At 64.1% G+C, this 7,873-nt stretch carries 6 protein-coding genes and 2 tRNA genes; 1 reads left to right on the plus strand and 7 read right to left on the minus strand.

Annotated elements, in window-relative coordinates; translation table 11 throughout:
* Positions 1-96 precede the first annotated feature (96 nt).
* From QMZ25_RS14970 to QMZ25_RS15000, 7 genes are all read right to left on the minus strand, one after another.
* Positions 97-171: transfer RNA gene (locus QMZ25_RS14970), tRNA-Val, on the minus strand.
* 11 nt (positions 172-182) lie between these two features.
* The gene (locus QMZ25_RS14975; RefSeq protein ID WP_005408270.1) at positions 183-455 is read right to left on the minus strand and encodes an HU family DNA-binding protein; all 273 of its coding nucleotides are present in this window, start codon (positions 453-455) and stop codon (positions 183-185) included.
* A gap of 217 nt (positions 456-672) precedes the next feature.
* Positions 673-3,123 carry an endopeptidase La gene (lon, locus tag QMZ25_RS14980; RefSeq protein WP_053520353.1) on the minus strand — a complete coding sequence of 817 codons (2,451 nt, stop codon included), beginning with the start codon at positions 3,121-3,123 and terminating at the stop codon, positions 673-675.
* A gap of 142 nt (positions 3,124-3,265) precedes the next feature.
* Positions 3,266-4,555: an ATP-dependent Clp protease ATP-binding subunit ClpX gene (gene clpX, locus QMZ25_RS14985; protein WP_053520352.1), complete on the minus strand. Its 1,290-nt coding sequence runs from the start codon at positions 4,553-4,555 to the stop codon at positions 3,266-3,268.
* A 126-nt stretch (positions 4,556-4,681) separates the two neighbouring features.
* Positions 4,682-5,308 (minus strand): ATP-dependent Clp endopeptidase proteolytic subunit ClpP, encoded by a 627-nt coding sequence (clpP, locus tag QMZ25_RS14990; protein WP_053520351.1) that lies wholly within the window; start codon positions 5,306-5,308, stop codon positions 4,682-4,684.
* 76 nt (positions 5,309-5,384) lie between these two features.
* On the minus strand, positions 5,385-6,680 hold the full coding sequence (tig, locus tag QMZ25_RS14995) for a trigger factor (RefSeq protein ID WP_053520350.1): 1,296 nt from the start codon (positions 6,678-6,680) through the stop codon (positions 5,385-5,387).
* A gap of 189 nt (positions 6,681-6,869) precedes the next feature.
* Positions 6,870-6,954 (minus strand) — tRNA-Leu (locus QMZ25_RS15000).
* A gap of 144 nt (positions 6,955-7,098) precedes the next feature.
* Between QMZ25_RS15000 and QMZ25_RS15005 the strand changes: the two genes are divergently transcribed.
* Positions 7,099-7,758 (plus strand): DUF2306 domain-containing protein, encoded by a 660-nt coding sequence (locus tag QMZ25_RS15005; protein ID WP_283219872.1) that lies wholly within the window; start codon positions 7,099-7,101, stop codon positions 7,756-7,758.
* Positions 7,759-7,873: the final 115 nt, after the last annotated feature.

Below are 7,873 nucleotides of genomic sequence, written 5' to 3' on the forward strand. Positions count from 1 at the left end.
GCGGACGGGACTCGAACCCGCGACCTCCGGCGTGACAGGCCAGCATTCTAACCAGCTGAACTACCGCTCCACACTCAAACTTTTACCGCGGTGCTGTGGTGGGTGCTGAGGGTTTCGAACCCCCGACCCTCTCCGTGTAAAGGAGACGCTCTACCGCTGAGCTAAGCACCCCAGCGAGCCGCTTAGTTTACAGCATCCTTAAGGGCCTTGCCAGCCTTGAAGGACGGATTCTTCGAAGCAGCGATCTTGATGGTGTCGCCGGTCTTCGGGTTGCGGCCGGTGCGGGCTGCACGGTCGCGGACCTGGAAGGTACCGAAGCCAACCAGGGTGACCGCATCGCCGTCCTTCAGCGCCTTGGTGATGGCAGCAACGACGGCATCGACAGCGCGGCTGGACTCGGCCTTGGTCAGGTCGGCAGCTTCAGCAACGGCGTCGATCAATTCGGTCTTGTTCATTCTCTACAACTCCTTTGGCGGTGGGTTCCGCGGATTCGACAGGGAAGCAACCGCACGCCATCTGCGCGCGATCGCCATGTGGAAACGGTTCGCCGATTCAGAGATCGCCAACAGCGATCACTCATTTGCGAGTGCTGCTTTTATACCAGTGGCCCTACCCCCACGCAAGCTGGAAAGCCAGCAACGACGCGGGTTTCAGGCCATTCGGCAACGCGCGTCAGTGCTTGACGCGCGCGTTCCCACTCGGTTTCGCCTTGCTACGTACCGTGACGCGCTGCGCACTCTTGCGCGCCTTCTTCGGTGCCAGCGGACGCTCCAACGCCAGATCAAGCACTTCTTCGATGTACTTCACCGGCACGATCTTCAGATCACGGGTGACGTTGGCCGGGATGTCGGCCAGATCCTTGCGGTTCTCTTCGGGAATGATGACCGTGCGGATACCGCCACGCAGGGCAGCCAGCAGCTTCTCCTTCAGTCCACCGATGGCGGTGACCCGCCCACGCAGCGTGATTTCGCCGGTCATCGCCACATCGGCACGCACCGGCACCCTGGTCAGCATCGAGACCAGGGAGGTCACCATCGCCGCGCCGGCGCTCGGGCCGTCCTTCGGCGTGGCACCGTCCGGAACGTGCAGGTGCACGTCGTGCTTCTGCAGGAAGTCGCTGTCGATGCCGAAACGATCGGCGCGCGAACGCACGACCGACAGCGCCGCCGAAGCCGATTCCTTCATCACGTTGCCAAGCTGGCCGGTCAGGATCAACTGACCCTTGCCCGGTACCAGCGTCGATTCGATCTGCAGCAGGTCGCCACCGACTTCGGTCCAGGCCAGGCCGGTGACCAGGCCGATCTCGTTTTCTTCCTCGGCGCGACCAAAATCGAAGCGGCGCACGCCCAGGTACTTGTCCAGGTTCTTGCCGGTCACCGTGACCAGCGCCTTGGCCTTCTTCGCGCCCTTTCTGGCCTTCACCGGCTGCGGGCCTGCCAGCGCGATCTCCTTCACCACCTTGCGGCAGATCTTGGCGATCTCGCGTTCCAGATTGCGAACGCCCGACTCGCGGGTGTAGTAGCGCACGATGTCCTGGATCGCATCGCTGCCGATTTCCAGTTCCTCCGGCTTCAGGCCATTGGCCTTGATCTGCTTGGGCACCAGGTAGCGGGTCGCGATGTTGAGCTTCTCATCCTCGGTGTAACCGGGGATGCGGATCACTTCCATGCGGTCCAGCAGCGGGCCCGGAATGTTGAGCGAGTTCGAGGTGGCCACGAACATCACTTCCGACAGATCCAGGTCCACTTCCAGGTAGTGATCGTTGAATGCGTTGTTCTGCTCCGGATCGAGCACTTCCAGCAGCGCCGAGGAGGGATCACCACGGAAGTCCATCGACATCTTGTCGATCTCGTCGAGCACGAACAGCGGGTTCTTGCTGCCGACCTTGTTGAGGTTCTGCACGATGCGGCCCGGCATGGAGCCGACGTAGGTGCGACGGTGGCCACGGATCTCGGCCTCATCACGCACGCCGCCCAGCGACATGCGCACGAACTTGCGGTTGGTGGCCTTGGCGATGGACTGGCCGAGCGAAGTCTTGCCCACGCCCGGCGGCCCGACCAGGCACAGGATCGGGCCCTTCATCTGCTTCACCCGCGACTGCACCGCCAGGTATTCAAGGATGCGCTCCTTGACCTTCTCCAGGCCGTAATGGTCGGCATCGAGTGTGTCCTGCGCGGCCTTCAGGTCCTTGCGCACCTTGGTGCGCTTCTTCCACGGCACGCCCAGCAGCCACTCCAGGTAATTGCGCACGACCGCCGCCTCAGCGGACATCGGCGACATCTGCTTGAGCTTGTTCAGTTCGTTGCGCGCCTTGGCTTCCACGGCCTTCGGCATGCCCGCTTCGGCGATCTTGCGGGCCAGCTCTTCCAGCTCGCCCGGCGCGTCGTCGAGGTCACCCAGTTCCTTCTGGATGGCCTTCATCTGTTCGTTGAGGTAGTACTCGCGCTGGCTCTTCTCCATCTGCGACTTCACGCGGCCGCGGATGCGCTTTTCCATCTGCTGCACGTCGATCTCGCCGTCAACCAGGCCGACCAGCATCTCCAGGCGCTCGCCGACGGCCAGCGTTTCCAGCAGGCGCTGCTTGTCGGCCAGGCGCACGCTGATGTGGGCGGCGATGGTATCGGCCAGGCGCGCAGGCTCGTCGATCCCGGCCAGGGTCTGCAGCAGCTCCGGCGGCAGCTTGCGGTTGGTTTTCACGTACTGCTCGAACAGCGACATCAGCGAGCGGGCGATCGCCTCGATCTCGCGCGGCTCGCGCTCGTCCGCAGCGTCGATCTCCACGGCCTGGCCGTGCAGCGAACCGTTGCGTTCGTCGACATGGGTCACCTGCACGCGCGAGAGGCCTTCGACCAGCACCTTGATCGTGCCATCGGGCAGCTTCAGCAGCTGCAGCACCTGCGCCAGCGTACCGACCTGGTAGAGATCGGCCGCATGCGGGTCGTCGGTCTCGGCGGACTTCTGTGCGAGCAGCAGTATGCGCTTGTCTGCCTCCATTGCCTGTTCGAGCGCGTGCATGGACTTGTCACGGCCGACGAACAGCGGGATGACCATGTGCGGGAACACCACTACGTCGCGCAGCGGCAGGACCGGCAGGTCGAGGGTTTCACTTGGGGAACGGGCCATGGGGGCTCCAGGGAAGGGGAAAACCGCCTCCGGGAGGACATCTTCCGGAGACAAAAAAAGCCGATGGCCCCGTTATGGGGCCATCGGCTTTCAGATGCAAGGCATTCCTTTAAAATTCTTTCCAATCAACAACTTGGAAGAATCACTCGGCGCCTGCGGCCTTCTGTTCAGGGGCCGCCGGGGTCTGGTAGATCAGGTACGGCTCGGACTTGTGCTCGATCACCGATTCGTCCACCACCACCTTGCTGACGTTTTCCTGCGAAGGCAGGTCGTACATGGTGTCCAGCAGCACCGATTCGACGATGGTGCGCAGGCCACGGGCGCCGGTCTTGCGCTTGAGCGCCTTGCGGGCGATGGCCGACAGGGCGTCCGGACGGAACTCCAGTTCGACGTTCTCCATCTCGAACAGCTTCTTGAACTGCTTGGTGATCGCATTCTTCGGTTCGGTCAGGATCTTGATCAGGGCCGGCTCGTCCAGCTCCTCCAGGGTCGCCACCACCGGCAGGCGGCCGACGAACTCGGGAATCAGGCCGAACTTGATCAGATCTTCCGGCTCGACTTCCGCCAGCAGCTTGCCCACTTCCTGCTTGCGCTCGGCGCTCTTCACCTTGGCGCCGAAGCCGATGCTGCCCACGTCGGTGGAACGGGCCTGGATCACCTTGTCCAGGCCGGCGAACGCGCCGCCGCAGATGAACAGGATGTTCTTGGTGTCCACCTGCAGGAACTCCTGCTGCGGATGCTTGCGACCGCCCTGCGGCGGCACGCTGGCCACGGTACCTTCGATCAGCTTCAGCAGGGCCTGCTGTACGCCTTCGCCGGACACGTCGCGGGTGATCGACGGGTTCTCGCTCTTGCGCGAGATCTTGTCGATCTCATCGATGTAGACGATGCCCTGCTGCGCCTTCTCGACGTCGTAGTCGCACTTCTGCAGCAGCTTCTGGATGATGTTCTCCACGTCCTCGCCCACGTAACCGGCTTCGGTCAGCGTGGTGGCGTCGGCCATGGTGAACGGCACGTTGAGCAGGCGGGCCAGGGTTTCGGCCAGCAGGGTCTTGCCCGAACCGGTCGGACCGACCAGCAGGATGTTCGACTTCGCCAGCTCGACGTCGTCGTTCTTCTGCCGGCTCTCAATGCGCTTGTAATGGTTGTATACGGCCACGGCCAGGGTGCGCTTGGCACGGTTCTGGCCGATCACGTACTGGTCGAGGACCTCGAGGATCTCGCGCGGCTTCGGCAGCGAGCTGCGCGCCGACTGCGCCTTTTCCTCAAGTTCTTCGCGGATGATGTCGTTGCACAGCTCCACGCATTCATCGCAGATGAACACGCTCGGACCCGCAATCAGCTTGCGCACTTCATGCTGGCTCTTGCCGCAGAAAGAGCAGTAGAGGATCTTGCCGGTGTCCGTGGAACGACCTTGGCGGTCTTCGCTCATGCTTCGCTTACCCAGTTACCCCACCCGCTGAACGGGGGTTCGATTCGAGAATAGCACAGGGCCGGAGGGACACCAGTCCCGCCCGACCCTGCAGGAACGAGGCCTGCCTGGCCCCGTGAAGGCGGCTCAACCCGCCTGGACCGACTCATCCGGGCGACGCTCCAGGACCTGGTCGACCAGGCCGTAGGCCTGCGCTTCGACCGCACTCTTGAAGTTGTCGCGCTCGGTATCGCGAGCGATCGTTTCCAGCGACTGGCCGGTGTGGCGGGCCAGGATCTCATTCAGGCGCGAACGCAGCGTCAGGATCTCGCGCGCGTGGATGTCGATGTCCGTCGCCTGGCCCTGGTACCCCCCCAGCGGCTGGTGGATCATCACGCGCGAATTGGGCAGCGCATAGCGCTTGCCGGCTTCACCTGCAGCCAGCAGGAGGGCACCCATCGAGGCCGCCTGGCCGATGCAGGTGGTGCTCACATTCGGCTTGATGTACTGCATGGTGTCGTAGATCGCCATACCGGCGGTGACCACGCCACCCGGCGAGTTGATGTAGATGTTGATGTCCTTTTCCGGGTTCTCCGATTCCAGGAACAGCAACTGCGCCACCACCACGTTGGCCATGTGATCGTCGATCGGGCCCACGAGGAAGATCAGGCGCTCCTTCAACAGGCGCGAATAGATGTCGTAGGCACGCTCGCCGCGGCTGGTCTGCTCGACCACCATCGGAACCAGGTTCAGGGCTTTGGTTCGGTTGTCCATTACGTGAGGTACCTATCTTGGGGGGAAACAACCCCGCGCCGGCAGGGGCGCGGGGCATACGGTGATCCGCCCGGACTTACTGGCGGATCGCGTCCTGGAACGACAGCTTCTCTTCGGTGTGCTGGGCGCGCTCGGCGATCCAGTCGATCACCTGCTCTTCCATCACACGGTTCTGCAGACCAGACATCAGCTGGGGGTCGTTGCGGTACATCTCAATGACCTGCTCCGGCTCTTCGTAGGTCGAGGCGATCAGACGCAGCGTTTCGTTCAGGCGCTTGGGCTCCAGGCGCAGATCGTTGGTGCGCGCCACTTCGCCGACCAGCAGGCCGACCAGCACGCGCTTGGCGGCGGCGTCCTTGAAACCTTCGTGGGCATCGGCCGGGATCTCGCCCGGGTTGCGGCCGCTGCGGCGGATCTGCTCGACCTGCTGGGCCAGCATCGCGCGGGCTTCGTTCTCGACCAGGCGCGGCGGCATTTCCACCGAGGAATAGGCGGCGATCAGCTGCTCGCCCACTTCACGGCGCAGGCGGTTCATCAGCGCGCCCTTGAGCTCGCGCTCCAGGTTGGCACGGATGTCGCTGCGGAACTGCTCGACATCACCGCCCTTCACGCCGAAGCTCTTGATGAAGGCCTCATCGACCGCCGGCACCACCGGCTCGGACACTTCGGCAACCTTGACGGTGACCTGCACGGTCTTGCCGGCCAGCACCGGCACGCGCCAGTCGGCCGGGAAATCGACGTCCAGCGTCTTTTCCTCGCCCTTGGCCAGGCCGACCAGGCCCTTTTCGATGGTCTCGAACATCATGCCCTGGCCGAGCACGATCGAACCCTTCTCGGTGCCTTCGGCCGGCAGGCGCTCTTCGCCGGCCTGGGACCAGGTTTCGACCGCGACCAGGTCGCCATCCTGCGCACCACGCGCAACCGGTGCCCAGGTGCGGCGCTGGTTCTGCAGGTTCTCGATCATCTGGTCGATGTCGGCGTCGGTGATCTCGGCGGTGTGGCGCACCACGGTCAGCTTGCTGACGTCGATGTCACCGAAGTCCGGCACCACTTCCACGGTGGCCACGAAGGAGAACTCACCCTCGTCGCCCTTGTCGATGCGCGGGCTGCCGACGATGCGCAGATCGTGCTCACGCACGGCCGCATCGAAGGTTTCGCGCAGCAGGCCGTCCAGCGCCTCGCCACGGACCTGCGCGCCGAAGCGCTGCTCGATCACCTTGGCCGGCACCTTGCCCGGACGGAAACCCTTGATGCGGGTGGTACGGGCGATTTCGCCCAGGCGGCCGTTGATGTGGCTCTGCAGACGGTCTTCCGGCAGCGAGAAGCTCAGGCGGCGTTCCAGGTTGCCGATGGATTCGATCGAAGCTTGCATGTTGACTCCTGCCACCGGTGGCGCTCTGGCCTCCGGCTCGATGATGGATGAAACGGTTGTAAGGTGACGGCGTCCGGGACGCGCCTGCTTGCCGCAGCCCTTTAGTTTCGCCCAATTCGGCGTGCACTGCCAGCGCAGGCCGGGCAAGCGCCTCGGGAACGCCCGGCGGAGGCGGAGGCAGGCCGGCACTGGTGCGAAAGGGGGGACTCGAACCCCCACGCCTTGCGGCACTGGAACCTAAATCCAGGGCGTCTACCAATTCCGCCACTTTCGCGTGGCCGGCACAGGCCGTCATTGTCGCAGGCGGGTGCACAAAGCGGAAGGCGTGACAAACCTGAATACGTAGTCCAGGCACCCACGCGCAGGCGCCGGCACGTGCGCGTAGACTCGTGCCGTTGCCGCCACCCGGTCTGCCCCGATGGAACGCACCCCACTCCGCACGCCCCTGCAGGCCCGGATGCCCGGCTGGTCCACACTCGTCTGGCTGCTCGGTCTTGCAGTCGCGCTGCACTTCCTGTGGGTCACCGCACAGCGCTACGGGCAGGTCAGCGCCGAGGCCTATGGCATGTTCTGGGAGCGTCGCAACTGGCTGTGGCTGCATGTCGCCGGCGGCAGCCTGGCCATGCTGGCTGGCGCCACGCAGTTCATCGGTCCCCTGCGGCGACACCGTCCCCGGCTGCATCGCTGGCTGGGACGGATCTACCTGGCCGGCATCCTGCTGGGGAGCGCCGCTGTCGCCGGCCTGATCGCCACCACCCAGGGCTGGCTGGCACTGAAAATGGCGTTCGCTGCGACCGGCCTGGCGTGGTTGGTCACATCATTCTGCGGCTATCGCAGCATCCGGCGTGGCGACGTCCAGCAGCACCGGCGATGGATGCTGCGCAGCTACCTGGTGACGCTGTCACCCGCGGTGTTCCGCCTGTCGCTGCTGGTGCCTGCGCTCATGCAGCTGGCATCGCCCCTGGTGATGGTGCCGAGCCTGCTGGTGCTGAGCTGGGCCCTGCCGTTGATGGTGCATGAAGCAGGAAGGCGCCTGGTGTCCATCGGCACACTCGCAGAGCCGTCCGGCAGCCGCTGAACACCCAAGAAAAAAGCCACCTGGAGGACCAAGTGGCTTTCGTCTGGTGGGCTGTCAAGGATTCGAACCTTGGACCTATTGATTAAGAGTCAACTGCTCTACCAACTGAGCTAAC

This window comes from Stenotrophomonas sp. RS-48, from assembly GCF_030053245.1.
GTDB classification, from domain to species: domain Bacteria; phylum Pseudomonadota; class Gammaproteobacteria; order Xanthomonadales; family Xanthomonadaceae; genus Stenotrophomonas; species Stenotrophomonas maltophilia_P.

Excerpts from the sequence above, each read along its gene's own strand:
- clpX (WP_053520352.1), bottom strand. The coding sequence starts at position 4,555 with ATGAGCGAAGACCGCCAAGGTCGTTCCACGGACACCGGCAAGATCCTC.
- clpP (WP_053520351.1), bottom strand. The coding sequence starts at position 5,308 with ATGGACAACCGAACCAAAGCCCTGAACCTGGTTCCGATGGTGGTCGAG.
- QMZ25_RS15005 (WP_283219872.1), top strand. The coding sequence starts at position 7,099 with ATGGAACGCACCCCACTCCGCACGCCCCTGCAGGCCCGGATGCCCGGC.
- QMZ25_RS14975 (WP_005408270.1), bottom strand. The coding sequence starts at position 455 with ATGAACAAGACCGAATTGATCGACGCCGTTGCTGAAGCTGCCGACCTG.
- lon (WP_053520353.1), bottom strand. The coding sequence starts at position 3,123 with ATGGCCCGTTCCCCAAGTGAAACCCTCGACCTGCCGGTCCTGCCGCTG.
- tig (WP_053520350.1), bottom strand. The coding sequence starts at position 6,680 with ATGCAAGCTTCGATCGAATCCATCGGCAACCTGGAACGCCGCCTGAGC.